Origin of the sequence: Bacillus cereus group sp. BfR-BA-01453 (assembly GCF_022662915.1) — a bacterium.
Taxonomy (GTDB): domain Bacteria; phylum Bacillota; class Bacilli; order Bacillales; family Bacillaceae_G; genus Bacillus_A; species Bacillus_A paranthracis.
In genome coordinates this window covers 1-25,428 of the sequence record NZ_JAKUEN010000026.1, presented here as the reverse complement: position 1 = coordinate 25,428, position 25,428 = coordinate 1, and the positions used below count along the sequence as shown (strand labels likewise).

Genomic DNA, 25,428 nt, shown 5'->3' with positions numbered 1-25,428 from the left:
TCAGTGGACATTAAAAAAGATGGCTCCGATCGAATATCGGAACCATCTTTTAAGTGCTTGATTTTTCAGGGCTTTTTTATTAAACTGTCCATTTTATAGGGTACAGTTCAATTAGGCGGATACTTCTTTTTTAATTCAGTTTGTTAAAATTTTTCAAATCTTTCTTGAAATAATTGCATATTAAATATATACTTAGTAACGATAATCATTATCAATGAAAAAGATTATCAACGGGTGAGGTATAAAAGAATTATAGCTTAGGGGAAGTGAACGAGAATGAGTTCTGGATAGAATTATTAATCTAATAAAATATATATGTAGGACAAGTTTCATATAGTTAAAATTTATTGAAAATATAGTTTGGAAATTCGAGAGGAGATATTTAAAGATGAATAAGAAGTTATTTACATTAGGTATGGTAACAGTTTTAAGTGTAGGACTAGCAGCATGTAATAGTACGGATAAAACTTCAGGAGAAAAAACTCAACAGACAAAGGCTAGTGAGACGAAAAAAGACGAAAAACGAAAAATTACATATTTAGGTAAAGAATATACAGTGCCAGCAAAAGTAAATAAAATTGCAACAGCTAGTTTAGAGTCAATGGAAGATGCAGCAGTACTTGGAATTAAACCAGTTGGTGCGATTACGGTTGGTGGTAAATTACCAAAGTATCTGGAGAAAGATTTAGAAGGTGCGAAATCTGTTGGTGAGAAAATGCAACCAAATTTCGAAACATTACTTCAATTAAAACCAGACGTTATTACATCTAGTACGAAATTCCCAGCAGAAACAGCTGAAAAGTTTACGAAAGTAGCTCCTACATTCCCGGTATCACATGTTTCAACAAATTGGGAAGATAACTTAAAGTTAATGGGAGAATTAACTGGTAAAAAAGATAAAGCAGAAAAAATTATTAAAGATTACAATGCGGACGCTGAAAAAGCAAAAGCAAAACTAGGAGATAAGTTAAAAGACAAAAAAGTCCTTGTAATCAGACTAAGAGCAAACGAATTATTCCTATACCCAGAAGGAGTATACTTCAACCCTGTAATTTATAAAGATCTTGGATTAACTGTTCCAGAACAATTGAAAACTGTAAAAGCACAAGAGAAAATTTCATTTGAAAAACTTGCTGAACTAAACCCAGATTATATTTTCTTACAATATGAAACAACTGAAAATAAAAACCCGAAAGTGCTAGAAGAAATTGAAAGTAATCCAATTTGGCAAAGTATGAATGCTGCGAAAGAAAAGAAAGTATTTGTAAACGTTGTTGATCCAATGGCACAAGGTGGTACTGCTTGGAGTAAAACAGCGTTCTTAAAAGAAGCAGTGAAAAATTTATCTAAATAATACAATAAGTAAGGTGCGTTGAATGATATGCAGAAAACAAATGCAGTCCCAGTAACTATATTATGTATAGCACCCATACTCATCTTATTTACAGTTATACTTTCTATTTTGTATGGGGCGAAAAGTATTGATGCTGAAACGGTGTGGAACGCGTTATTTCATTTTGATTCAAGTGATGTAAATCATAATATTATTATTACTTCACGTTTACCAAGGATAGTTGCAGCTCTTTTAGTTGGAGCATTTCTAGCCATATCAGGAGCACTTATGCAGGGGATGACAAGAAACTATCTTGCATCCCCTTCTATTATGGGTGTGACGGATGGGGCAGCTTTTGTTATTACACTTTGTATGATTTTTCTTCCGGGAATGTCATCGATTGGTATGGTTGTATGCTCAATGATTGGTTCTGCATTAGGAGCCGGTATCGTATTTGGTTTTGGTTCGCTCCTTCAAAATGGTTTATCGCCAGTTCGGTTAGCGATTATTGGGACAGTTATTGGAACATTTTTAAGCAGTGTGTCTGCTGCAATGGCTTCATACTTCCAAATTTCTCAAAATGTTAGTTTTTGGTTTAATGCAAAATTAGACCAAGTAGACCCTAATATCATTAAAATTACGATACCATTTGGGATAATTGGAATAATTTTAGCACTGTTAATATCAAAATCTATTACGATTCTCTCTTTAGGCGAAGAAGTTTCTATTAATCTAGGGCAACGTACAAAACTAGTTAAAGCGATGGCAATTTTATCAGTTATCTTTTTAACAGGAACGGCAGTTGCTTTAGTGGGGAAAGTTGGTTTTGTAGGTTTAATTATTCCGCATATTACTCGCTTTATAATTGGGGTAGATTATAAGTGGATTTTGCCATGTGCAGGCGTTATTGGTGGCGTTTTTCTAGCGTTATGTGATGTTTTAAGTAGATTTGTAAACTATCCATTTGAAACACCGATTGGAGTCGTTACCTCCTTAATTGGAATTCCTTTCTTCCTTTATTTAATCCGTACAAGAGGAGGAGAGAGACATGCTTAAAAATTCAAGTCAACGTTTTGGAATGACGATGGGGATTATTATATTTTTAATACTATGTGCTATTTATATTAGTTTAACGAATGGTACGTTTGACATTACGATTACAGATGTATGTAAAACACTCCTTAGAATAGATCCAGTACCAGACCATGATTTAGTTATTTTTGAGTTTCGTCTTCCGCGCATCGTAATTGCTGGGTTAGTAGGATTAGGCCTAGGCGTTGCGGGTGCTGTTATTCAAGGTATTACGAGAAATGGATTGGCAGACCCGGGTATTTTAGGAGTAAATGCCGGAGCAGGAACAGCAATCGTCATCTTTATGTTTTTCTTTCAAGGACAATTAAAGAGCACGGACTGGGTTTCTATTATGATGATGCCAATGTTTGGTTTAGTTGGCGGATTAGGTGCAGCTATTATCATTTATCTGTTTTCTTGGAAAAATGGTAAGTTAGATTCGCAGCGTCTTTTATTAACAGGGATTGCGATTGGATCAGGATTTGGAGCCTTTTCTATGTATTTATCACTCAAAATGAAGTCAACTGATTTCGAGATGGCTGCAGTTTGGGTGTCAGGCAGTATATATAGTGCAAACTGGAAGTATATTATTGCAATGTTACCGTGGCTTATCATACTAATTCCACTTATACAAAAGAAAGCTTATTTATTAGATTTATTTCAATTGGAAGAAACGAGTATTACAAGTTTAGGTGTTTCAGTAGAAAGAGAGAAATCAATTTTACTACTAAGTAGTATCGGACTTGTAAGCGCATGTGTTGCAGTTTCAGGAAGTATTGGTTTCATCGGATTAATGGCACCGCATATAGCGAAAAGACTTGTCGGTATTCAGCATAAGCATATCATTCCTACGTGCGGCGTAATCGGAATGTTTCTTGTAATTGCTTCAGACTTTATTGCAAAAACAGTTTTCACACCTGTAGAGTTACCAGTTGGAATCGTTATTTCTATTGTCGGTGTACCTTATTTCTTATATTTACTTTATAAGGCGAAAGCGTAAGAGGAGGAATAAAAGTGAGTATTTTAAGTGCGAAAAATTTAGAAACAAGTTATGAAAAGCTTACAGTGTTTCGCGATTTAAATGTGGAAATACAAGAAGGAAAAGTAACGACAATTATAGGACCAAACGGGTGCGGTAAATCAACACTGTTAAAAACAATGGGAAGAATTTTAAAGCAAAAGAGTGGTAAAGTATATTTGCAAGGACAGGATTTACATACAATTCCAACGAAAGAAATTGCGAAGCAGTTAGCGCTACTTCCGCAAACTCCAATTGCACCAGGAGAGCTTAAAGTAGAAGAATTAATTTCTTATGGACGTTATCCACATCGCAATAACGTAAATAAGTTAACTTCAAAAGATAAAGAGATGATTGACTGGGCATTAGATATAACGAAAACTTCTGCATTTCGAACGAGACAAATTGCAAATTTATCAGGTGGTCAAAGGCAAAAGGTATGGCTAGCGATGGCTTTGGCACAAGAGACAGAAGTGTTGTTATTAGATGAGCCAACTACATATCTTGATATGTCTCATCAATTAGATGTATTACAAATTGTGGAGAAATTAAATAAAGACCATAATTGTACGGTCGTTATGGTATTACATGATATTAACCATGCAGCAAGGTTTTCAGATGAAATTATTGCAATGAAGGAAGGGGAAATCGTTACAACTGGTAGCCCAGAAGAAATCATTACAAATGAAGTGTTAAAAGAAGTATTTCATATTGATGCGCGTGTCATGATTGATCCGTACAATGGGTCTCCTGTTTGCTTCGGTTATGATAGCGTTGTATCTCAAGAAGAAAAAGTAGAAATATATGTAACAAGTTAAAAGGGGGGAATATAAAATGAACACTACGATTGAAAAACAGCAGATTGTAACATCTAATACTGAACAGTGGAACATGTATTCAAAATTAGATGGTAAGGAATATCAAATTCATATTTCAAAACCGAGACAACCAGCACTGGATTCAGGATATCCTGTCATTTACGTATTAGATGGTAATGCCTTTTTTCAAACATTCCATGAAGCGGTTAAAATACAATCAGTTAGAGCAGAAAAAACAGGTGTTTCACCAGCCATTATAGTAGGTATTGGTTATCCAATCGAAGGGGCGTTTTCAGGTGAAGAAAGGTGTTATGATTTTACGCCTAGCGTAATTTCAAAAGATGCGGCTTTAAAACCAGATGGTAAACCTTGGCCTAAAACAGGAGGAGCACATCATTTCTTTACTTTTATTGAAGAAGAATTAAAGCCGCAAATTGAAAAGAATTTTGAAATTGATAAAGGAAAACAAACATTATTTGGGCATTCACTAGGTGGTCTATTTGCTTTACATATATTATTTACAAACGTAAATGCCTTTCAAAATTATTTTATAAGTAGTCCATCTATTTGGTGGAATAACCAATCTGTGCTTGAAAAAGAAGGAAATCTTATAAATGAATTAAACAATGCAAAGGTTAAAACAAGAGTATTTCTTACAGTTGGTTCACTAGAACGAGAGCATATGGTTGTAGGTGCTAATGAATTGTCAGAGCGCCTTCTCCAAGTAAAACACGATCAGTTTCGGTTTACGTTTTATGAGGCTGAAGGGGAGAATCATGCATCTGTTGTGCCGACTTCTTTAAGTAAAGGATTGAGATATATTAGTTATGTATCCATTGATTAAACGGCTAGTGATTTGAGTGAATCTAGGTTAGTTAGTGGAACGATTGTTAATAAAATGCAAACAAAAGGCTATGGAGAAATTCTCCATAGCCTTTTGCTTTGAGAAGTAGAATTGTCCTTTTTGAAAGTTTTGTTTCAACTTTTCGTCTAAAGAGACAAAAAGTTGTCACAATTCGTTCACAATTAGCATAAACATAAAATAGACGAAATGAACTTATTTCCAAAAAGGCTTAGTTTATTTTCATCATGATTCGTAGAGCTGAAAAGCATGGATGAAAAGTTCACTATATTCTCAAGGAGGTAGATCGTATGAAAACTATTCTCGCTATCGCTGGACTTATTTGGGTTTTATCGCATGGTATCCCAATTTATGAAGGAGAACAAATTCGCAGTGCTCTAAATAAAAATTTTAATGAATATCATATCATTGATCGGCAAGATAACGTTGTGACAGTTCGTGTAAATGACTGTTTTCATACGGTAACCGTTGAAGGAACTTCAGTAGTGAGTGATACAAAAGCATGTGATCAGCAATAATTATATATAGGAAGAAAAAGTCTCAATTTACATGTGTGAAGATTGAGGCTTTTATATTTGGGAATGAATAATAAGCGGGGATGGACAACCCTCGCTTATTATTGTTTTTTGAAAAAAGGAAAGGGTATAATGAAAATTAAGACTGAGAAGCTAACAATGTGTTAAGAATAATCATAAAGTGGAAATATACTCATATGGGGTATCATGCATAGATATTTAATGCTATAATTGGTATACTCGTAAAAGTAATTGTTTTATTGGATGAAGAGAAACTTTAAGAAGGTGATAATATGGGGCATAAAGAGCATGAAGCAGTAACACATAGATCAGAAAAAGAAAAAGAGCAAATTATAAATAGATTGAAGAGAATTGAAGGGCAAGTTCGGGGTATTCAAAATATGATTGAAAATGATCGGTATTGCGTGGATATTTTAGTGCAAATTTCAGCGATTAATGCAGCGATGAAAAAAGTAGGAATGGGTGTATTAAAAAACCATACAAGTCATTGTGTTTCAGGTGCTATTAAAGATGGAAATGGTGACGAAGCAATTGAAGAATTAATGACAGTATTTGAACGTTTTTCAAAAGCGTAAAAACAAGCTAGTATGTAACTGGCTTGTTTTTTCGTTTACCTTTATATAGGATTTCAAGGTATGGGTGTGAAAAAGTGTATGTAAAATAAAGTTTTAGAAAATAATTGAAAAATCATGATACAAAACCATTGATTACCTTAGGGGGGTATGGTAAGATGTAATTGTGATTAACAAACAATGAAGAAACAAGAGGAGGATTTTAAATGGAACAGTTAACATTACAAGTTGAAGGTATGTCTTGTGGACATTGTGTAAATGCTATCGAAAGCAGTGTGAAAGAACTAAATGGTGTTGAGCAAGTAAAAGTTCAATTAGCAGAAGGAACTGTTGAAGTTATTATCGACTCGTCAGTTGTAACATTAAAAGATATCGTTGCTGTAATCGAAGATCAAGGATACGATGTTCAATAATTATTTTTAGATATGGAAATAAATCGTACTTTATAGGAAGTACGATTTATTTTGCTAATAATTATACCTCATAAGGGTATATAGAGGTGAGAGACATGAATGAACAAAAAGAGGCCAATCTTCAAATATCAGGAATGACATGTGCAGCATGTGCAAATAGAATTGAAAAAGGTCTAAAAAAAGTAGAAGGTGTTCATGATGCAAATGTAAATTTCGCACTTGAAAAAACCAAAATAATGTATGATCCCCAAAAAACAAATCCGCAACAATTTAAGGAAAAAGTTGAATCGTTAGGATATGGAATTGTAAGTGATAAAGCTGAATTTACTGTTTCAGGAATGACATGCGCAGCATGTGCCAATAGAGTAGAAAAGCGTTTAAATAAGTTAGAAGGTGTGAACGAGGCGACAGTAAATTTCGCTTTGGAATCGGCTACAGTAGATTTTAATCCTGATGAAATTAATGTAAATGAAATGAAGAGTGCAATTACGAAATTAGGATATAAATTGGAAGTGAAATCAGATGAGCAAGATGGATCAACTGATCATCGCTTACAAGAAATTGAGCGACAAAAGAAGAAGTTTATCATTTCGTTTATTTTATCATTCCCGTTACTGTGGGCAATGGTAAGTCACTTCTCGTTTACATCGTTTATTTATTTACCTGATATGCTTATGAACCCTTGGGTGCAGTTAGCTCTTGCAACGCCAGTTCAATTTATCATAGGTGGACAGTTTTATGTTGGGGCTTATAAAGCGTTACGTAATAAAAGTGCTAACATGGATGTTCTTGTGGCACTTGGAACGTCGGCCGCCTATTTCTATAGTGTATATTTAAGCATTCAATCTATCGGTTCTTCGGAACACATGACAGATTTATATTTTGAAACGAGCGCGGTACTTATTACACTAATTATTTTAGGGAAATTATTTGAAGCAAAAGCAAAGGGACGTTCATCAGAAGCAATTAAAAAGTTGATGGGTTTACAAGCAAAGACAGCTACAGTTGTGCGAGATGGAACAGAAATGAAAATTTTAATCGAAGAAGTAGTAGCTGGTGATATCGTTTATGTAAAGCCTGGTGAAAAAATTCCGGTAGATGGTGAGATTGTAGAAGGAAAGTCAGCAATAGATGAATCGATGTTAACAGGTGAAAGTATTCCAGTTGATAAAACAATTGGGGATGTAGTAATCGGTTCTACAATGAATAAAAATGGATTTTTAAAAGTGAAAGCAACTAAGGTAGGAAGAGATACGGCATTAGCTCAAATTATTAAAGTAGTAGAAGAGGCTCAAGGTTCAAAAGCTCCTATTCAAAGGGTAGCAGATCAAATTTCAGGTATTTTCGTACCGGTTGTAGTGGTGATTGCTATTATCACATTTGCAGTGTGGATGATATTTGTTACACCAGGCGATTTTGGCGGAGCACTTGAGAAAATGATAGCAGTACTTGTTATCGCTTGTCCATGTGCATTAGGTCTTGCAACGCCTACATCTATTATGGCTGGATCAGGAAGATCAGCTGAGTATGGTATTTTATTTAAAGGCGGAGAGCATTTAGAAGCAACGCATCGATTGGATACAGTTATTCTAGATAAAACAGGTACTGTGACAAATGGAAAGCCAGTGTTAACGGATGTAATTGTCGCAGATGGATTCAATGAAGAAGAAATATTACGTTTAGTAGGTGCGGCAGAAAAAAATTCTGAACACCCACTTGCAGAAGCGATTGTAGAAGGAATTAAAGAAAAGAAAATTAATATTCCAAGTTCAGAAACGTTTGAAGCGATTCCTGGATTCGGTATTGAATCAGTTGTAGAAGGGAAACAATTATTAATTGGTACACGCCGATTAATGAAGAAATTCAATATTGATATTGAAGAAGTTTCTAAATCAATGGAAGAGTTAGAACGAGAAGGCAAAACAGCAATGCTTATTGCAATTAATAAAGAATATGCTGGTATAGTGGCTGTTGCAGATACTGTAAAAGATACTTCAAAAGCAGCTATTACAAGGCTTAAGAAAATGGGTCTAGACGTTGTTATGATTACAGGAGATAATACGCAAACTGCTCAGGCAATTGCGGGGCAAGTTGGTATTGATCACGTAATTGCAGAAGTATTACCAGAAGGAAAAGCAGAAGAAGTGAAAAAATTGCAAGAGCAAGGTAAGAAAGTAGCAATGGTTGGAGATGGAATAAATGATGCTCCAGCACTTGCTACGGCGGATATCGGTATGGCAATTGGAACTGGAACGGATGTAGCGATGGAAGCGGCAGATATTACGTTAATCCGTGGTGATTTAAATAGTATTGCTGATGCGATATTTATGAGTAAGATGACGATAAGAAATATTAAGCAAAATTTATTCTGGGCACTAGCTTATAACGGCTTAGGAATCCCGATTGCAGCGTTCGGTTTCTTAGCACCTTGGGTTGCAGGAGCGGCGATGGCATTTAGTTCTGTATCGGTCGTATTAAATGCATTACGATTGCAAAGAGTGAAATTAAAATAATAAAAATGTAAATTTATAGAGTAATGGAATATGCTTTTAAACCAAAAACAATACTTTGAAATAAGTATTGTTTTTTTGTTTATATAGAAAGAAAAAAGATATAATAAAGCAGAAATATTGAATCGTAGATGATAGAAAAGTTAAATGATAGTGTAGTAAGGAGACTTAAATATGTTAAAAGATACAATCATTAGGGCCTTCCATAAAGATGATTTAGACCAAGTATTACAGTTGTTCTATGAAACAGTTCATACAATTAATGCAAAAGATTATAACGTATTACAGCTACAGGCATGGGCACCAGGGCGACTAGATAGAGAAAGCTGGTTACAGTCTTTAGAGAAGAACATTAGTTATGTAGCGGATTATAACGGTGTGATAGTGGGATTTGGAGATTATAATGAGGATCATTACATAGATCGCTTATTTACACATAAAGATTATCAAGGAAAAAGGATAGCTTCCTACATATTACAGAAGTTAGAAAGAGAAGCAGCGAACCTAGGGCATAGGGAGATCTATACAGAAGCGAGTATTACAGCAAAACCTTTCTTTGAAAGCAAAGGCTTTATGTGCATAAAGGAACAAAAGAAACAGCATAACGGTCAGATTTTTATTAATTATGTAATGAAAAAAATAGCCCTCTCGTAAACGAGAAGGCTATTTTTTTCATTATTTTACAGCTTCTTTAAGTTCTTTACCAGCTTTGAAAGCAGGTACTTTAGAAGCTGCGATTTGCATTTCTTCACCAGTTTGTGGGTTACGGCCTGTACGAGCAGCTCTTTCGCGAACTTCGAATGTACCGAATCCGATAAGTTGTACTTTTTCACCAGCAGCTAAAGTGTTAGTGATTGATTCTACTACAGTTTGTACAACTACAGTAGCTTCTTTTTGAGAAATCTCAGCATTTTGTGCTACGTTTTTAATTAATTCTGTTTTGTTCATGTTTTTCACCTCATATGTAAATAATGCTATTTAAGTTGTTATTATAACGTATAAAACATTCGAGAACAAGTGTACGTACATATATTCGTAAAAAAAATGAAATTTGTAATATTTTTTAGAGTCACTATATAGACAGTTCATTTAAGCGGATACAGATCTTTTCTTTAATTCGGTTTGCTCTTTATTGGAAGGTAGTTTTTTATTATAAGATATGAAATAAGGTAATGCTACAAATAACATACCTCCTACTAAGTTTCCAAAGAAAACAAAAATGAAGTTTGGAAAATATTCAATCCAAGTTAAATGACCAGCAAAAATTGTAGCTGGGATGACAAACATATTGGCTACAACGTGTTGAAATCCAATTGCAACAAAAGTCATAACTGGGAACCAAATTCCGATAATCTTTCCGATAAATTCTTTACTTCCCATACTGAGCCAAACAGCTAAACAAACGAGCCAATTACATCCGATTGCAGAAATGAAAGCTTGTAGTGGTGTATCTTGTAGTTTAGCTTGCGCAACAGAAACTGTTTTCGCTAAAAAAGCGCCCTCTGTTAATCCGACGATATGACCGAAAAAATAAGCAACGAATACAGCACCTATGAAGTTGCTAAACGTAACAATAACTAAATTTCGAATGAAGTGAAATAAGTCGATTTTTTTATGAAGCCACGCCATTGAAACGGTCATCATATTGCCAGTTACTAACTCACCGCCTGCAAGAATAACGAGTATAAGACCGATAGGGAATACAGCGGCACCTAGAAAACTAGTAAATGATCCCCAAGCCTTTGGCATTGTTCCAATAACATGAATATCGAGTAAATACCCTAATGCTATGAAAGCACCGCCAAAAAAACCGAGAATTAGCATAGGGAGTAGTGATAAATGAGCTTTTTTTCTTCCAGAATTAGCAGCAAGTTCCGTAATTTCTTCTGGTGTAAATACAGACATGAATAATCTCTCCTTAATAAAATGATGAAATAAATAGATGGAACATTTTTAAGAATCTATGTATTATAAAAATATGTTATGACTTCTGTATAAATTTGTCAAAGTGAGCAGGGATGAAATAGGATATAACTAGCGTTGTTCGTGTTGTCACATTCATGTAACAATAAGGCTTTAAAGTACGTCTAGAGGTGAGAACATGAATACGAATCATGTAAAAGAAGAACAGAAAAAATCAATTGTCAACATATCTATAATCAGTTTCATAAGTATAGTAATGATTTCTATAAGTTTGTATTTCTATGCGACAGAAATAGAACGAAAACTAGTAACAGTTACGTGGAATGAAATAGAAGCTTCTACAATTCCTAAAGAGTTTCATAATAAAAAAATATTGCAGTTTTCAGATGTGCATTTAGGGCCAGAATTCACACTGAAACAACTAGAAAATTTGGTGGAGAAGATGAATGCGTTACGTCCAGATGTAGTAGTTTTCACAGGGGATTTAATAGATAAGTTTGGATCGTATAAAGCCGAAAGAGAAGAAGCGAAAGGTATTTTACAAAAAATACATGCGCCCTTAGGGAGATATGCAGTGTTTGGGAATCATGATAGAGGCGGGGGAGGTAGTTTATTTTATAAAAAATATATGGAGGAAGCTGGTTTCACTGTGTTAGTAAATGAAGTGCAGAAAATTAAAGCGGAAAACGGTAAATATATTACAATATCAGGTTTAGATGATTTTTTATTAGGGAAGCCACAAATAGATTCGACTTTAAAACATGTAAGACAAGAAGATTTCAATATGCTATTAGTACATGAACCAGATGTTGTAGACAAAGTAGCACGTTATCCAGTTGATTTTCAAATGTCAGGCCATAGTCACGGAGGTCAAGTTCAAATTCCTTTTATAGGTCCATTAATTACGACAAAACTAGCTGAAAGTCATGTGGAAGGTATGTATAAATTAGAAGGGAAGAACAAGCCATTATATTTATACGTAAATCGTGGGATTGGGACAACTCGAATGCCTGTTAGATTTTTGAGTGTACCTGAACTTTCAGTATTTGTATTGAAGCAAAATAGTAACTAATGTATTCAATTCCACATCATCATTCTTAATTTGATTTTGATGAACGAGCGATGTTAATTGATGGTAAATAAAAAACAACAATCGGTCATATAAAACCGATTGTTGTTTTTTTATTATTTGTGCAAGGGGATCGCATCGAAATATGTTCTATAGTTATTAGAGAATTCAAAGTTGTTTTTTGCATCCCAATTAATAGACCAAGACATTAGACCGCGGAATGCAGGATAGCCACTCTCATTTGAAAGTTTATACTTTCCTCCGAAAGGAATTCCCTTAATGATATAATCTAAAGCTTTTTTCATTTCAGTTGGAGAAATATACCCACCACTTGGAGCGGCCGCTGGTGCTGCAGGAAGTCCAATCATTACTTGATCCGAACGAAGAGCTGGGAACATGTTATTTGCATTACCACCTACAGGAAAACCATGTAAGAGCATATCTGCCATAGCGACCTCGTAGTCTGCAGTACCTTGATTGTAGTTATTACCGTCCATTCCAACCCCGCTGCCAGCGTTGTAGTGTTGAACGTGAATGTATGTCAGTTTGTCTTTCACTCCGTAAATAATCGGTAAATATGCCCCCCAGATGCTTCCGTATGCGCTATAACCTCCTTGAACATAAGCTGTTTCAGGAGCCATACTTAATAGAAAGTCGGGACCATAATGATCTGAGATTGTTCGAATAGCTGAAATAAGATTTACGATTTGAGGAGTAGTTGGGTTTTTGAAATTAGTGTCATTTCCGTTTAAGTAAATACCTGATTCAAGGTCAATATCTATTCCATCAAAACCGTATTTATCGATTAGAGATTGTATGGAATTAATGAAACGTTGCTTAGCAGCATTGTCAGGAAGTAAAACGACCCCGTTTTGTCCACCTATTGAAAGAACTACTTTCTTTCCTTTACTTTTTAAATAAGAAATATCTGATTTGAATTCTACATCTGTACCATACACAGGAGAAAATTCAACAGTAGAACGATCACCACCAGTTTCCCCGAAAGATACATTGATTACATCCCATTTTGGTGAAACGTCTCTTAATTTAATAATGCCAGTACCGTTATCAAAGTTATGCCAGTATCCAACGAGTAGTTTTGATCCTAAATTGTTTGCTGCTTGTGCTTGAAAGGGGGCTAGTGGTAGTAGTAAAAAAATGACTAACGTACAACAAATGAATTTGAACTTGTTTAACATATCAACACTCCTATACAAAAAGTTGTCTAGATGTATAATCTTGTTTATTTAATAATATCTGAAAATTCATTCTTTTGTAAGGTGACTATAATTTTCTCAACAATTGTATATGGAAAATTAGTAAACCTAATGTAATAATTTTTATAGGAGCTTGCATTACAATTATTAAATTCAGAATATTTTGATATATTTTAAAGTGTAGGCAAGGTTTTCACATAATACTCTTACATAAAGTGAAACTTTAATCAGTGGGGGGCATCCCCCGCTGATTATCAGCCCTCACCAATCGGGCATTTACGGGCAGTAGATTCCTGCCTAACTTCTTTGCTTCCGCTGAATTTTGAGGTGGGGGTTTTACTGCCCGTTAATGCGGGGTAAATTTCAAAATTACGTTTGGAAGGGGATGTATAAGAGTTGGATAAAAATCTTAAGAAAGACCTCAAAATACGCCACATTACAATGATCTCAATTGGCGGCGTAATAGGAGCTGGTTTGTTTGTTGGAAGTGGGGCAGTTGTGCATTCAGCAGGACCAGGTTCTATCGTTTCATATGCATTAGCAGGACTTCTAGTCGTTTTCGTTATGAGAATGCTTGGGGAAATGGCAGCTATTAACCCGACAAGTGGGTCATTTGCAACATATGCAAGAGAAGCAATTGGTCCATGGGCCGGTTATACAATTGGGTGGCTATATTGGTTTTTCTGGGTAATTGTTATTGCGATAGAAGCCACAGCAGGTGCTGGTATTATTCAATACTGGATTCCAGAAATCCCGCTTTGGTTATTAAGCCTAATATTAACGATTTTATTAACATTGACGAATGTTTTTTCGGTGAAATCATTTGGAGAGTTTGAATATTGGTTTTCTTTTATTAAAGTAATAAGTATTATTTTGTTCCTTTGTCTTGGACTAGCTGTTATTTTAGGATTTGTACCAGGAACGGAAGCACCTAGCACTTCCAATTTAGTAGGACAAGGAGGATTTATGCCAAACGGTATAAGTTCGGTGCTACTTGGAATTACTGTCGTTATATTTTCATTTATGGGATCTGAGATTGTTGCAGTAGCTGCTGGAGAATCTGCTGAACCTGTAAAAGCAGTAAAAACAGCAACAAATAGTGTAATTTGGCGTATTCTCGTATTTTTCATTGGATCTATCGCTGTAGTTGTTACACTTCTTCCGTGGAATTCAGCGAACATACTAAAAAGTCCGTTTGTAGCAGTACTGGAACATATAGGAATACCAGCGGCAGCACAAATTATGAATTTTATCGTTTTAACAGCTGTACTTTCATGTTTAAATTCGGGTTTATATACAAACTCAAGAATGCTTTTTTCGATGGCAGAAAGAGGAGATGCTCCAAAGGCGTTTTTGAAATTGAACAATAGTGGTGTTCCAGTTCGGGCAGTTTTATTCGGAACGTTCTTCGCTTATATTGGAGTTGTTTTTAGTTATATATCTCCAGATAAAGTCTTTTTATTTTTAGTGAATGCATCTGGCGGGATTGCGTTGCTCGTTTATCTCGTTATAGCTGTTTCACATTTAAATATTCGGAAAAAAATGGGGAGAGTAGAACAACAAAATTTGAAAGTGAAAATGTGGTTTTTCCCGTATGTGACGTATGTTACAATTGCAGCTATTATAGCAGTTTTAATTGCGATGCTTGCAATTGAATCTTTACGTTCACAAGCACTTTTGACGATGTTTGTTACGGTTCTTATAATCATTTCTTATTTTATTTTTAATAGAAATAAAAATAGTACAGTATCGAATACTACAAGTAAGAATGAGGAATCTGTTCGATTCTAATTTCTTGTTTTCGAAGAGAGTTACACCCAATCATTGCTATAAAAGAATCATATATAATCATAAAAATGAGTAATTACTATTGTCATAGTGAATATAAACTTTTTTCTTGACTTTTTATGCGAAGGCGAGCAAAATGATAAAAAAGGAAGGGGGGATGACGATGGAAGAGTACGTATTAGAGCTATATAACCTGTTATATACGACAGAATGGCAAGATATTGTTTCGTTTCTAGGAATCGTATTTTGCATGAAAATTGTAATTGTATATATGGAAGAGCAAGGTATGTTCTATTCCTTCTCATCCCCGTTCGATATGCAGCGCGAGCCGTTGCTAAACTATGCCAATGTAAATTACGAACAATTTCCTTTTGTAGTTTTCTTTATGATTCGATTTATTACAGCAATTGTAAAGAAAAAGGAAAGTGACGATGAAGAGTGCCACTCAACTTGTAATGTAGCGAATGTTTTTAGCTAAATACAAGGAGGAGATTTATATGTGGTTTCGATTTCTTATGATTGGTTTCTTTTCATTAACAGCAATTTCTTTAATGGGATATCAAGTGTCTGAAATTTTTCAAGCATGTAGCGATACATTTTTTAACAAAAACTAATCGCATTGCTATTTGAATAATAAAGCGATAAAATCCTTCTTAAGACGTTTTATTAAGAAGGATTTTTCTTTTTCTTATCTTGCTGTGTCAAACTATTGTCACATTTACACTGTGAATAGTATGTTAAAATAGTGAGGTTACGTATACATATTTGAAGGAAGAGGGAGTGACCATTTTGGTGGATCAATCAACAAATCAGAAAAGCTATGCTCCTATTGTGATAACGCTTTCTGTAATTGTAAATGCGATTATTTTATTTTTGTTCTTTGGACCTGTTGGCTATGAAGGAGAAGTACATTTTGATGTAACGATTTTACCAATGTTAAACGCAATTTTTAATAGCTTTACGTTCGTATTCTTATTAGCAGCTCTATACTCTATTATTAAGAAGAATGTGAAAATGCACCGTGGTTTTATCCTAGCAGCATTTACGACGACGTTGCTATTTTGTGTTTCTTATTTATCGTATCATTACTTAGCGCCGGCAACACATTTTGGTGGAGAAGGATTCATTAAATATGTGTATTTCATCATTTTAATTACACATATTATCCTAGCAGCAATTATTGTACCGCTTGCATTGTTTGCACTTGTATTTGGTTTTACAAATCAATTAACACGTCATCGTAAAATTGTACGTTGGACGATGCCGATCTGGTTATATGTAAGTTTATCTGGTGTTATTGTTTACTTAATGATCTCACCTTATTATCAATAAAAAATCTCAGCCTATAGGCTGAGATTTTTTCGTTAGGCAAATATTTTTGTAAAATGAAAAAAATATGGTATACAAAAGTATAGTTGCTTTTTATATAGAAGGGATGGTAAAGGGATATGCAAAATTTTGTATTTCGTAATCCAACGAAACTTATTTTCGGTAAAGGTCAATTAGAGCAATTGAAAACTGAAATTCCACAGTTCGGTAAAAAAGTTCTTCTCGTATACGGGGGAGGCAGCATTAAAAGAAATGGTATTTATGATAATGTAATTTCTATTTTAAAGGATATAAATGCGGAAGTATTTGAATTGACAGGTGTTGAACCGAATCCACGTGTATCAACTGTAAAGAAAGGAATTCAAATTTGTAAAGAGAATGGTGTTGAATTCATTTTAGCAGTTGGCGGAGGAAGTGTAATTGACTGTACGAAGGCAATTGCAGCTGGTAGCAAATATGATGGAGATGTATGGGATATTGTAACGAAAAAAGCATTTGCTAATGAGGCATTACCATTTGGGACCGTACTTACGCTTGCGGCAACAGGATCTGAAATGAATGCTGGTTCTGTCATTACAAATTGGGAAACGAATGAAAAATATGGCTGGGGTAGCCCAGTTACTTTCCCTCAGTTTTCAATTTTAGATCCGCTCCATACTGCGTCTGTGCCAAGGGATCAAACAATTTACGGTATGGTAGATATTATGTCACATGTATTAGAGCAATATTTCCATCATGGAACAAATACAGAATTACAAGATCGTTATTGTGAATCTGTTTTAAAAACAGTAATTGAGACAGCTCCTAAGCTTTTAAGTGATTTAGAAAATTATGAGCATAGAGAAACGATCTTATATTGCGGTACTATGGCGTTAAACGGGATTTTAGCGATGGGAGTAAAAGGAGACTGGGCAACTCATAATATTGAACATGCAGTTTCTGCGGTTCATGACATACCACACGGGGGTGGCCTTGCGATTCTATTCCCGAACTGGATGAAGCATGTTGTAGATGAAAATGTAAGTCGTTTTAAACAGTTCGCTATTCGTGTATTCGATGTAGAAACAGATGGAAAGACTGATCGAGAAATTGCGTTAGAAGGAATTGAGGCTTTACGTCAATTTTGGACTTCAATTGAGGCACCAGTAAAGTTATCTGATTACGCTATTGGAGAAAATGAAATTGATTTAATGGCGGATAAAGCGATGGCTAATGGCGAATTTGGTAACTTTAAAAAATTAAATAAAGACGATGTTTTAAGCATATATAAAGCTTCCCTATAAGTGAAGCGAGTAAAGAAACCCATTTGATATCACAATCAAATGGGTTTCTTTTTGTTGTTTATAACTGTTTATAACTGTTTGTGATTGTTTTTGGTTATTTATGAATGTTTATGGTTGATTTTTGTGATCGTTTTCATTATACTGTAATCAAAGAAGAGGTGAATAAAATGTTAACTCCTGAACGTCATCAAATGATATTGCAACTTGTAAAAGAGCAGAAGGTTGTTAAATTACAGCAATTAGTGGAAAGAACAGTGAGCTCTGAATCAACAATTCGTCGTGATTTAGCGCAATTGGAAAAACAACGGTTATTAAAAAGAGTTCACGGTGGTGCGGCTGTTTTAACAGGAAAAGGACAGGAGCCGACGATGGTTGAAAAATCATCCAAAAACATTCAGATAAAACAACAAATTGCGAAGTATGCGGCTAGCGTTGTGGAACAAGGTGATTGCATTTATTTAGATGCAGGAAGTACAACATTTGAAATGATTCCATTTTTAATAAATAAGGATGTTACTGTCGTTACGAATGGACTTATGCATATTGAAGCTTTAGTTGAAAATAATATTCGTGCTTATTTACTAGGCGGAATGATGAAGAGTAGGACGAAAGCTTTAATCGGTGCCATGGCACAGGAAAGTATGCAGAAGTATCGTTTTGATAAATGTTTTTTAGGGGCGAATGGTGTACATGAACAGCTTGGTTTTACAACACCAGATCCGGAAGAGGCGCTTTTAAAGCAAATGGCATTAACATTAGCAAATGAAGGATATTTCTTAATTGATGAAAGTAAGTTTTCGGAAGTTGCGTTTGCGAAAATTGCCAACGTTGAAGAGGCGAATATTATTACAAACCATTTAGAAATTGATTTAGAAAAATATAAAAGACAAACCAATGTAATTGAGGCTGATAAACAATGATCTATACAGTAACTTTAAACCCATCTATTGATTATATAGTACAAGTTAATTCCTTAGAGTTAGGCGCAGTAAATCGAGCAGAAAAAGATATGAAGTTTCCTGGAGGGAAAGGGATTAATGTTTCTCGTGTTCTTCATCGTTTAGGTGTTGAAAATGTAGCGCTAGGATTTACTGGTGGATTTACCGGTCGATTTATTAAAGATGTATTACAGACGGAAGGTGTAATAACAAACTTTATCCAAGTAAATGAAGATACTCGAATTAATGTGAAAATAAAAGGGAAAGAAGAAACAGAATTAAATGGGCAAGGACCTAGTGTGACTAAGGAACAATTTGAACAATTAATGAAACAAATTGAAAGTATGCAAAAGGGAGATTGTGTTGTACTAGCTGGAAGTGTACCAGCGTCTATTCCAACTACTTTTTATGAATCAATCGCAGCGTTCGGAGCTGAAAAAGGCATTCGTGTAGTAGTAGATGCAAGTGGTAGTGCCTTGCAACATGTAGTTAAAAATAAACCATTTTTAATAAAACCAAATCATCATGAACTTGGTGAGTTATTTGGAGTAGAAATTTCAACAGCAGAAGATATTTTACCGTATGGAAGAAAATTAATTGAACAAGGTGTAGAGCATGTTATCGTATCAATGGCCGGAGATGGGGCTTTATTATTTACGGCAGAAGGTATATATGAAGCAACTATTCCAAAAGGTGTTGTAATTAATTCGGTTGGGGCTGGAGATTCTCTCGTTGCGGGATTTGTAGGTAAATATGAACAGACAAAAGATATTGAAAAGGCATTTCAATATGGCGTTGCTACAGGGAGTGCAACAGCATTTTCAGCTGATTTATGTGAAAAGGAAAAAGTAGAAGAATTATTGTCGCAAGTAATTGTAACTAAGCGATAGGGGGGAAGCAACATATGAAAATTACAGAACTATTAAAAAGGGATACAGTTATTATGAATTTGACAGCTTCAAATAAAGAAGCTGTCATAGATGAATTAGTTGAGAAATTAAACGGGGCAAATCGTTTAAATAGCAAAGCTGAATTTAAAGAAGCTATTTTAAAGCGGGAGTCACAAAGTACAACCGGCATTGGTGAAGGGATTGCTATACCTCATGCGAAAACAAAAGCTGTTAAGCAACCAGCGATTTGTTTTGGTAGAAGTGTAAGCGGTATCAACTATGAATCGCTTGACGGACAACCTGCGCATTTATTTTTTATGATTGCTGCAAGTGAAGGGGCGAATGATACGCATTTAGAAACGTTATCACGCCTATCTACACTATTAATGGATGAAGGGTTTCGTAAGCAATTGTTAGAAGCAAAGGATGAAGAAGAACTTCTTCGTTTATTTGATGAAAAAGAAAATGAAAAAGAAGAAGAGGTTGAAGTTGCAAAACCAGAAGGGAATGAACCGTATGTATTAGCTGTTACAGCTTGCCCGACTGGAATCGCTCACACATATATGGCTGCAGATAGCTTGAAAGCAAAAGCAGCAGAGCTAGGAATTGCAATTAAAGTTGAAACGAATGGATCAACAGGTATAAAAAACGGTTTAACGAAAGAGGATATTGCACGCGCAACAGCTATAATTGTTGCGGCAGATAAACAAGTAGAAATGAATCGTTTTGCTGGTAAACATGTTATTCAAGTGCCAGTCGCTGACGGGATTAGAAAAACTGAAAAACTTCTTAATCGTGCTGTAAAACAGGATGCACCAATCTTTAAAGGTGTAAAAGAGGATGGAAAGGCAGAAAATACGGAGAAAGAAAATGGATTAGGAATTTATAAGCATTTAATGAACGGCGTAAGTAATATGCTTCCATTCGTTGTTGGTGGCGGGATTTTAATTGCGCTAGCGTTTTCGTTTGGTGGTATAAAAGCAGAAGGTCCTTTAGCTGAATTGTTCATGTCTATTGGAGGAGGGGGAACAGGGGCATTTTTATTCCTTGTACCAATTTTAGCAGGATTTATTGCTAGTTCTATTGCTGATCGTCCTGGTTTTATGCCTGGTGTTGTCGGAGGATTTTTAGCGTCACATGCGAATGCTGGATTTTTAGGTGGATTAATTGCTGGTTTCTTAGCCGGATATGTTGTTTTAGGATTGAAAAAATTATTTTCAGGGTTACCAGTACAGTTAGAAGGAATTAAGCCTGTTTTGTTATATCCAGTCTTTGGATTATTGATTACAGGAGTTGTTATGCAAAAAGTAGTAATTCCGCCTGTGGTAGCATTGAATGAAATGTTAACAGGATGGTTAAATGGTTTGAACGGTACAAATGCTATATTACTAGGTCTTATTTTAGGTGCGATGATGGCAATTGATATGGGTGGTCCAATTAATAAAGCAGCATTTACGTTTGGTATTGCTGCGATAGAAGCGAAGAACTTTGGGGTGCATTCAGCGGTTATGGCTGGTGGTATGGTGCCACCGCTTGCAATTGCGTTAGCAACTACCTTCTTTAAATCGAAGTTTACAGAAGCGGAACGTAAGTCTGGTTTAACAAATTATATTATGGGGGCATCGTTTATTACAGAAGGTGCGATTCCATTTGCAGCAGCAGATCCGGTTCGGGTAATTGTCAGTTGTGTTGTCGGTTCAAGTATTGCAGGTGCATTATCAATGTTATTCCAAATTACATTACCAGCACCGCATGGTGGATTGTTTGTTATCGCTTTAGTAAATAAACCAGTGTTATATATTTTCTCGATATTGATAGGGGCAGTTGTTTCTGCTCTTATGATGGGAATTTGGAAAAAGAAAGTTAAATAATACGTGTAAAGGGAGTAGCTTTTATTAGCTGCTCCTTTTTATTACAAAAAAGGAGGTTGATAATTGGAGAATGATGAATTTTGGTAAAAGATGTAATGAAATATGATTTTTTTGTAACAAAAAAGTAATACTGTAATTTTTTCTGGAAAAAAATTCTGGTGCTTGTATGTGGAAAATATATGAAAACTATTGGGAATTCTATAGGAAATGTAATTCATTAATATGGAAATTTATGTTACAGCTCATTAATCGTATATTACGAATGGTTTGTAATTGTGTGTTTTCTAAAAATCTTAAAAATCCGTTGCTATAATAAAAATACGAAAACAAAGCAAATGGAGGCTATTCATGAAAAAATTATTAGGTATAGCAACGGCGGCAGTTTTTGGTCTTGGGATTTTTTCAGGTTCTGCGAAAGCGGAAACGATTGTAACAACAGACGTATTAAATGTTAGAGAAAACCCAACTGTAGAGTCTAAGCTTGTAGGTAAAATGTTAAGTGGAAATAAATTAGATGTTGTAAATACAGAAAACGGATGGACAAAAATTAAATTAAATGGTCAAGAAGCGTTTGTAAGTGCTGAATTTACAAAAAGTACATATTATGTAACGGCGGGTGTGTTAAATGTTCGCGCTGGAGCGAATACTGACTCAGAAATTCTTGGAAAACTGAATAAAAATGATGTAATTGAAACGACAAATCAAGTTCAAAATGAATGGTTGCAATTTGACTATAATGGAAAAACAGGATATGTTCATGTGCCATTTTTAACAGGAACGGCACCAGTGATTGAAAAGAAAGAAGTTGCAACGAAAGAAGAAGCGCCGGAAAGAGTAAATACGCCGGTTAAAAGTAATAAAGTAGCTAAGAGTAAAGAATCTGTTAAGAATGTAGAATCAAGTAAACCTGTGGCAAAACAGCAGTCAACTACGAAACAAGTTGCGAAATCTAATGAAACAAGTGCACCGACTAGTGGACGTGAAATAACGGTAGAAGCGACAGCATATACAGCAGATCCGAGTGAGAATGGTTCGTATGGTGGTCGTGTATTAACTGCAATGGGGCATGACTTAACAGCGAATCCAAATATGAAAGTAATTGCTGTTGATCCTAAAGTAATTCCACTTGGATCAAAAGTATGGGTAGAAGGATATGGAGAAGCGATTGCTGGAGATACTGGTGGTGCGATTAAAGGAAATCGTATTGATGTTTTAGTTGGCTCAGATGGTAGTGCGAATAGCTGGGGGCGCAAATCTGTAAAAGTGAAAGTTATAGAGTAGTATATATGTATTAATATAAAAGGCGGTTGCTTGAAAGTATGTAAGCAATCGCCTTTTATGGATTATTGAAAAGGATAAATAGTTTTACCTGTAATAATTTTATATGCGCTGCAAAATTGGTTTTGTATATACTCTGTATCTTTATTTTCGAGATGTAATGTTGTTTCTTGGAGAGCAGAATGAAAGGAACGTAGTAAACAATTTAAGGCGAAGTATAATTCTTCTTGTGAACAATTGTGTTCTTTTGTAGCAGTAGCTAAAATGAGGTCTTTTGTCAAAGATGAAAAATTGATAGTGGATTGTTTCATAGTTAACTCATCCTCTCGAAGGTATTTTTAATCATGTATATGCGGAATTGGACAAACTATGTTCTTTTTTATTTATAATTTCATGTACCGTAATGAAAGAACTTGCAATCATGCCGTTAAAATTGGTAAGATTGGATATAATCAATAGATGGAGTACATTACATAAAGAGAGTTGAATGATATGGGAGAAGTGCAACGTGAAAAAGTTGCTGTCATCATTGGACCAACTGCTGTTGGGAAGACGAAGTTAAGTATTGATCTTGCCAAAGCGTTAAATGGTGAAATTATAAGTGGAGATTCCATGCAGATTTATCGTACGATGGATATTGGAACCGCAAAGGTGACGAAAGAAGAGATGGACGGAATTCCACATTATATGGTTGATATAAAAAATCCGGAAGAATCATTTTCGGTTGCCGAATTTCAAGAACGTGTTCGTAAGCATATTCGCGAGATTACAGAGCGCGGTAAATTGCCGATTATCGTTGGTGGAACTGGTCTGTATATACAATCTGTTTTATTCGATTATCAGTTTACGGATGATGCTAGTGATGCTATATACCGAGAACAAATGGAAAAGTTAGCATTAGAACGTGGTGTGGAATATGTACATAAGAAATTACAGGAAGTAGACCCAGAAAGCGCTGAGCGTATTCATGCAAATAATGTACGCCGTGTCATTAGGGCGTTAGAAATTTTCCACACGACGGGTGAAAAAATGAGTGATCAACTTGAAAAACAAGAAAACGAGTTATTATACGATGTTTCCTTAATTGGCTTGACAATGGATCGTGAAATGCTATACGATCGCATTAACTTACGAGTTGATATAATGATGGACCAAGGTTTATTAGAAGAAGTAGAAGGGTTGTATAATCGAGGGATACGAGATTGTCAATCTATTCAAGCGATTGGGTATAAAGAGATATATGATTATTTTGAGGATCGTGTCTCTTTAGAAGAAGCGGTATCACAATTAAAGACGAATTCACGTCGTTATGCAAAACGTCAATTAACGTGGTTCCGTAATAAGATGGATGTCACATGGTTTGATGTTACAGACGGTGAAAAAACGTCAGAAATTTTACGATACATAGAAGGAAAGCTACAACTAAAGTCGAATAATAGTAAGTAGAGAAAAAGAGGAGGATTCGACATGAAGCAATCAATCAATATTCAAGATCAGTTTTTAAATCAACTCCGTAAAGAGAATACGTTTGTTACGCTGTACTTATTAAATGGTTTCCAGCTTCGTGGATTAATTAAAGGATTTGATAATTTTACAGTCCTACTGGAAACAGAAGGTAAGCAACAGCTTATTTATAAACATGCAATTTCTACATTCGTACCACAAAAAAATGTTTCAATTGAATTAGAATAGTAATGAATTATTGTACATAACAAAAAAGAGCGAAATTTCTCGCTCTTTTTTTATTTGCTATAAACAATAAATAGTGAAATTTAAGCGATTCTAAATACAGTTAGACGAATGTTAGTGTTTCCTGTTGCAGGGATCGTAATCTCGTTAAGAGTAGATTGGACAGAAATGTTTGCTCCTGCAGCTAATGTTTCGATTGTAGTAAATGAAAGTGAGTCGCCTATTAAATTTGAAGAGAAGTTGTCAGTTGCGACTGCTCCATTTATTGAAATTCCTACTCCGAGTGGCGCGCATCCTGGTGCAGTTGTAGAGATGGATACGCTAATTACATAAATACCACCGTTGATAACTGTAACTGTGTCTGTGCCATTAAAGATAATATTATTTACGTTAATTGCAGTACTGAAGATAAAGTTATTAAATTGTAGTACTGTTTGTTGAATGTTGTTTGTTACAACAATTGTTGCTATAGGGAAGCTAGGTCCAGAAGGCCCAGTAGGTCCGGTAACTCCTATACCAGTAGCGCCCGTTGGCCCTTGAACGCCTTGAGGTCCAGTGGCACCAGTAGCACCCGCCGGTCCTTGAACGCCTTGAGGTCCAGTGGCACCAGTAGCACCCGCCGGCCCTTGAATACCTTGAGGTCCGGTAGCACCTGTATTACCTTGAGGTCCAGTAGGTCCAGGAGGCCCACCAGAAGGCCCAGTAGGTCCGGTAACTCCTATACCAGTAGCACCCGTTGGCCCTTGAACACCTTGAGGTCCAGTGGCACCAGTAGCACCCGCCGGCCCTTGAACGCCTTGAGGTCCAGTAGCACCAGTAGCACCTGCTGGTCCTTGGACGCCTTGAGGTCCAGTAGCGCCGGTAGCACCTGCTGGTCCTTGAACGCCTTGAGGTCCAGTAGCACCAGTAGCGCCTGTGTTACCTTGAGGCCCTTGAGGTCCAGTGGCACCGGTAGCGCCCGCCGGCCCTTGAGCACCTTGAGGTCCAGTGGCACCCGTGTTACCTTGAGCACCCTGAGGT

Annotated in this window: 26 protein-coding genes; 21 read left to right on the top strand and 5 right to left on the bottom strand. The window is 35.6% G+C overall.

All coding sequences use genetic code 11. The features are described from left to right. Positions 1-388 precede the first annotated feature (388 nt). The 10 genes from MR070_RS26085 (at position 389) to MR070_RS26040 (ending at position 9,787) form a co-directional block, all read left to right on the top strand. On the top strand, positions 389-1,354 hold the full coding sequence (locus MR070_RS26085; RefSeq protein ID WP_242262260.1) for an iron-hydroxamate ABC transporter substrate-binding protein: 966 nt from the start codon (positions 389-391) through the stop codon (positions 1,352-1,354). A gap of 27 nt (positions 1,355-1,381) precedes the next feature. Then, on the top strand, positions 1,382-2,389 hold the full coding sequence (locus MR070_RS26080) for a FecCD family ABC transporter permease (protein ID WP_001173049.1): 1,008 nt from the start codon (positions 1,382-1,384) through the stop codon (positions 2,387-2,389). Next, on the top strand, positions 2,382-3,404 hold the full coding sequence (locus MR070_RS26075; RefSeq protein WP_242262258.1) for a FecCD family ABC transporter permease: 1,023 nt from the start codon (positions 2,382-2,384) through the stop codon (positions 3,402-3,404). Before MR070_RS26080 ends, MR070_RS26075 begins: the two co-directional genes overlap by 8 nt. Before the next feature lie 14 nt (positions 3,405-3,418). Continuing rightward, the gene (locus MR070_RS26070) at positions 3,419-4,240 is read left to right on the top strand and encodes an ABC transporter ATP-binding protein (protein WP_074608228.1); all 822 of its coding nucleotides are present in this window, start codon (positions 3,419-3,421) and stop codon (positions 4,238-4,240) included. A 16-nt stretch (positions 4,241-4,256) separates the two neighbouring features. Continuing rightward, positions 4,257-5,084: an alpha/beta hydrolase gene (locus MR070_RS26065; protein ID WP_242262257.1), complete on the top strand. Its 828-nt coding sequence runs from the start codon at positions 4,257-4,259 to the stop codon at positions 5,082-5,084. Positions 5,085-5,392: 308 nt separating this feature from the next. Continuing rightward, the gene (locus tag MR070_RS26060) at positions 5,393-5,620 is read left to right on the top strand and encodes a hypothetical protein (protein ID WP_044791641.1); all 228 of its coding nucleotides are present in this window, start codon (positions 5,393-5,395) and stop codon (positions 5,618-5,620) included. A 290-nt stretch (positions 5,621-5,910) separates the two neighbouring features. After that, positions 5,911-6,213, top strand: a complete 303-nt coding sequence (locus tag MR070_RS26055; protein WP_000509876.1) for a metal-sensing transcriptional repressor — start codon at positions 5,911-5,913, stop codon at positions 6,211-6,213. Between the two features lie 203 nt (positions 6,214-6,416). Further along, positions 6,417-6,623 carry a copper chaperone CopZ gene (gene copZ / locus MR070_RS26050; RefSeq protein ID WP_000436971.1) on the top strand — a complete coding sequence of 69 codons (207 nt, stop codon included), beginning with the start codon at positions 6,417-6,419 and terminating at the stop codon, positions 6,621-6,623. A 95-nt stretch (positions 6,624-6,718) separates the two neighbouring features. Further along, a complete protein-coding gene (locus tag MR070_RS26045) occupies positions 6,719-9,136 on the top strand; it encodes a heavy metal translocating P-type ATPase (protein ID WP_242262255.1) in 2,418 nt (805 codons plus the stop codon). 171 nt (positions 9,137-9,307) lie between these two features. Then, positions 9,308-9,787 (top strand): GNAT family N-acetyltransferase, encoded by a 480-nt coding sequence (locus MR070_RS26040; protein ID WP_242262254.1) that lies wholly within the window; start codon positions 9,308-9,310, stop codon positions 9,785-9,787. A gap of 21 nt (positions 9,788-9,808) precedes the next feature. Here MR070_RS26040 and MR070_RS26035 read toward each other — a convergent pair whose 3' ends face one another. Together MR070_RS26035 and MR070_RS26030 are read right to left on the bottom strand one after the other, a co-directional pair. Continuing rightward, complete coding sequence (locus MR070_RS26035) at positions 9,809-10,081, bottom strand: HU family DNA-binding protein (RefSeq protein ID WP_001043904.1); 273 nt, start codon at positions 10,079-10,081, stop codon at positions 9,809-9,811. A gap of 141 nt (positions 10,082-10,222) precedes the next feature. Next, the gene (locus MR070_RS26030; protein ID WP_242262253.1) at positions 10,223-11,038 is read right to left on the bottom strand and encodes a formate/nitrite transporter family protein; all 816 of its coding nucleotides are present in this window, start codon (positions 11,036-11,038) and stop codon (positions 10,223-10,225) included. Between the two features lie 196 nt (positions 11,039-11,234). Between MR070_RS26030 and MR070_RS26025 the strand changes: the two genes are divergently transcribed. Beyond that, complete coding sequence (locus tag MR070_RS26025) at positions 11,235-12,128, top strand: metallophosphoesterase (RefSeq protein ID WP_242262252.1); 894 nt, start codon at positions 11,235-11,237, stop codon at positions 12,126-12,128. Positions 12,129-12,241: 113 nt separating this feature from the next. Here MR070_RS26025 and MR070_RS26020 read toward each other — a convergent pair whose 3' ends face one another. After that, positions 12,242-13,324 (bottom strand): chitinase, encoded by a 1,083-nt coding sequence (locus tag MR070_RS26020; protein WP_242262251.1) that lies wholly within the window; start codon positions 13,322-13,324, stop codon positions 12,242-12,244. Between the two features lie 414 nt (positions 13,325-13,738). On the opposite strand from MR070_RS26020, the gene gabP reads away from it, so the two are divergent. The 8 genes from gabP to entD all read left to right on the top strand — a co-directional run bounded on the left by gabP (position 13,739) and on the right by entD (position 22,722). Continuing rightward, positions 13,739-15,133, top strand: coding sequence for a GABA permease (gene gabP, locus MR070_RS26015; RefSeq protein WP_242262250.1), 1,395 nt, complete (start codon positions 13,739-13,741; stop codon positions 15,131-15,133). Between the two features lie 133 nt (positions 15,134-15,266). Then, positions 15,267-15,608, top strand: a complete 342-nt coding sequence (locus MR070_RS26010; RefSeq protein ID WP_139371836.1) for a hypothetical protein — start codon at positions 15,267-15,269, stop codon at positions 15,606-15,608. A gap of 311 nt (positions 15,609-15,919) precedes the next feature. Continuing rightward, positions 15,920-16,462, top strand: coding sequence for a DUF420 domain-containing protein (locus MR070_RS26005; RefSeq protein WP_000228316.1), 543 nt, complete (start codon positions 15,920-15,922; stop codon positions 16,460-16,462). Positions 16,463-16,578: 116 nt separating this feature from the next. Continuing rightward, positions 16,579-17,742, top strand: a complete 1,164-nt coding sequence (locus tag MR070_RS26000) for an iron-containing alcohol dehydrogenase (protein WP_001179082.1) — start codon at positions 16,579-16,581, stop codon at positions 17,740-17,742. A 167-nt stretch (positions 17,743-17,909) separates the two neighbouring features. Then, positions 17,910-18,662, top strand: coding sequence for a DeoR/GlpR family DNA-binding transcription regulator (locus MR070_RS25995; protein WP_242262249.1), 753 nt, complete (start codon positions 17,910-17,912; stop codon positions 18,660-18,662). Beyond that, complete coding sequence (gene pfkB, locus MR070_RS25990; RefSeq protein WP_139896428.1) at positions 18,659-19,570, top strand: 1-phosphofructokinase; 912 nt, start codon at positions 18,659-18,661, stop codon at positions 19,568-19,570. Before MR070_RS25995 ends, pfkB begins: the two co-directional genes overlap by 4 nt. Before the next feature lie 14 nt (positions 19,571-19,584). Then, the gene (locus MR070_RS25985; protein ID WP_242262248.1) at positions 19,585-21,441 is read left to right on the top strand and encodes a PTS fructose transporter subunit IIABC; all 1,857 of its coding nucleotides are present in this window, start codon (positions 19,585-19,587) and stop codon (positions 21,439-21,441) included. Between the two features lie 348 nt (positions 21,442-21,789). After that, positions 21,790-22,722 carry a cell wall-binding protein EntD gene (entD, locus tag MR070_RS25980; protein WP_242262247.1) on the top strand — a complete coding sequence of 311 codons (933 nt, stop codon included), beginning with the start codon at positions 21,790-21,792 and terminating at the stop codon, positions 22,720-22,722. Positions 22,723-22,784: 62 nt separating this feature from the next. Here entD and MR070_RS25975 read toward each other — a convergent pair whose 3' ends face one another. Next, the gene (locus tag MR070_RS25975) at positions 22,785-23,030 is read right to left on the bottom strand and encodes a hypothetical protein (protein ID WP_000814415.1); all 246 of its coding nucleotides are present in this window, start codon (positions 23,028-23,030) and stop codon (positions 22,785-22,787) included. Between the two features lie 181 nt (positions 23,031-23,211). Between MR070_RS25975 and miaA the strand changes: the two genes are divergently transcribed. Next, complete coding sequence (gene miaA, locus MR070_RS25970; RefSeq protein ID WP_000504949.1) at positions 23,212-24,165, top strand: tRNA (adenosine(37)-N6)-dimethylallyltransferase MiaA; 954 nt, start codon at positions 23,212-23,214, stop codon at positions 24,163-24,165. A gap of 21 nt (positions 24,166-24,186) precedes the next feature. Further along, a complete protein-coding gene (gene hfq / locus MR070_RS25965; RefSeq protein ID WP_000813896.1) occupies positions 24,187-24,411 on the top strand; it encodes an RNA chaperone Hfq in 225 nt (74 codons plus the stop codon). 80 nt (positions 24,412-24,491) lie between these two features. Here the strand turns inward: hfq and MR070_RS25960 are convergent. After that, positions 24,492-25,428 (bottom strand): Gly-Xaa-Xaa repeat protein (locus tag MR070_RS25960; RefSeq protein ID WP_242262246.1); only part of this gene is annotated, 937 nt, incomplete at its 5' end.